This window comes from Gordonia aichiensis NBRC 108223 (genome assembly GCF_000332975.1).
In the GTDB taxonomy this organism is placed as follows: domain Bacteria; phylum Actinomycetota; class Actinomycetes; order Mycobacteriales; family Mycobacteriaceae; genus Gordonia; species Gordonia aichiensis.
On sequence record NZ_BANR01000059.1, the window covers coordinates 1 to 1,914 of the forward strand.

Below are 1,914 nucleotides of genomic sequence, written 5' to 3' on the forward strand. Positions count from 1 at the left end.
AGCATTCGTCGCGCAGCCGGTTGTTGAACGACTCGATAAACCCGTTGTTCCACGGTGTGCCGGGCGGAATGTAGGAGATCCCCACCGACCCTGCACAGAACGCTCGGAGGGCCTCTGAAATGAACTCGGGGCCGTTGTCCATACGCAGCACCATCGGCGGGCCACCCCAGATCGCGAAAACCTTCTCAAGCTCCTCGATCAACCGCTCCGCGGTGATCGAGCGATCGACGATGTTCAGCAACGACATCCGGGTGTGTTCATCGACCATCGAGGCGATCTTGATCTTGTGTCCATCGACGGTGGAGTCGAACTGAAAGTCCAATGCCCACACCACTTTCGGCGCATCAGCGACCACGACCGGCACCGACGACTGGCCCGCCCGCTTGCGGCGAGGCGCCCGGCGTACCTGCAGCCCTTCCTCCTTCCACAACCGGTGCACCTTCTTCTTGTTGACGGTGTCGCCCTCGTCGAAACGCAACCACGCCCACGCCCGACGGAACCCATGACGAGGGTTCTTGCGGGCATAGGTCCGTAGCTGCTCACGCAGGCCAGCGTCGGAATCTGCAGGTGTCTGAGCTTGCGGCAGCTGCCGATAGGCGGAGCGGGCGAGCCCAACAACCCTGCACGCCTTACGTTCTGACATGTTCATGCGAGCTTTGAGCATGTCTATGGCGGCGCGTTTGGCAGTTGGGCTCAGAATTTTCCCCGCGCAATCTCCCGCAGCGCGTCCTTCTCCAACTCGGCGTCGGCGAGCAGTCGCTTGAGCCGACTGTTCTGATCGCGCAACTCTTTGAGTTCCTTGGCGGCGTCGCCGTCCATGCCGCCGTACTGGCGGCGCCAGTTGTACAACGTCGCGGCCGACACCTCGAGGTCGGCGGCGATCTCCTCACCGGTCTTACCTTCCGCGGCCAACTCATCAGCTCGGCGCAGCTTGCGCACGATGTCCTCGGCCGAGTGACGCTTACGTCCCGCCATGATTCCTATCGTCCCTTCGCGCCCTCATCAGGGCAATCAAGACTCTAGAACCAACCGGACCGGTTCACGGGGGACACGCCAAAAGGCGCAGCTGCGCAAAAGTATTCGTGGGGTATCGGATCGCGGGTGGTGCGTAATGGACCAGGAGTTCAATGACCGTCTCTGCGCTTATGCGGTGCCGGTCTATGACAGGTCGCCGCGACCGATAGCAGCTCTAAATCTATCGATCATGCACACATCGACACCCCACAACGACTCCGAAACAGAGCTGATCACAGCGATGACCAATACGGCTTCGCGAATCGAGGCCGACCTCCGACTGCGCCTGGGCGCAACCGATCGAATCCAGACCCACTGAGAACAGAACCGTGACAGAAGGCCGGTGGTTGTATGTCTGTGCACTCGACGGGCGTTGCGCCGGGCGTCCCATTGAGCTGCGTTGAAGGGTGAGCCCGCCGATCATGCCGAATCCGAACAACCGAACCAGGCTGTCGTACGCCTTGATCGTCGAGGCGGCAATCGAGATTGCCGACGCCGGCGGACTGGACGCGTTGACGATGCGTTCGCTTGCCGACGAGTTAGGAGTTGGCGCCATGTCGCTCTACCGATACGTCGACGACAAGGGCATGCTCATCCAAGCAATGACGCTCGAGATCACGCGCAGACATCCCTATCCAAGAATTTCCGAAACGCCATGGTATCAACGAGTTCTGACGGCCGTGGAAATAGACTGGGCTCTCTACAACCGTCATCAGTGGCTCGTGCTGGCCCTAGCGTCGCCCCGCACCGCAGCATCTCCAGAGTCGGAGCAAAGCCTGGCTTGGTTAGCGAGTGCCTTCGTCGAAGCAGGGACTACACCGCCGGTAGCACGCGCGACATCGGCGACAGTGTGGAATCTGGTTGCCGGTACCGCACTCACAGTAGTGGCGGAGAATCTGG

Annotated in this window: 4 protein-coding genes; 2 read left to right on the forward strand and 2 right to left on the reverse strand. The window is 60.9% G+C overall.

Annotated features, from left to right (window positions below; all coding sequences use genetic code 11):
- Positions 1–700: IS3 family transposase (locus GOACH_RS23910; RefSeq protein ID WP_227923720.1), on the reverse strand; the 700-nt coding region annotated here is incomplete at its 3' end.
- Positions 694–975: a transposase gene (locus GOACH_RS24460; protein WP_005180712.1), complete on the reverse strand. Its 282-nt coding sequence runs from the start codon at positions 973–975 to the stop codon at positions 694–696. The genes GOACH_RS23910 and GOACH_RS24460, both read right to left, overlap by 7 nt.
- Here GOACH_RS24460 and GOACH_RS23600 point away from each other — a divergent pair.
- Positions 974–1,333 (forward strand): IclR family transcriptional regulator domain-containing protein, encoded by a 360-nt coding sequence (locus GOACH_RS23600; protein ID WP_083444496.1) that lies wholly within the window; start codon positions 974–976, stop codon positions 1,331–1,333. The two genes, GOACH_RS24460 and GOACH_RS23600, sit on opposite strands and share 2 nt — an antisense overlap.
- 103 nt (positions 1,334–1,436) lie before the next feature.
- A partial coding sequence (locus GOACH_RS22930) for a TetR/AcrR family transcriptional regulator (RefSeq protein WP_005180716.1) occupies positions 1,437–1,914 on the forward strand: 478 nt, incomplete at its 3' end.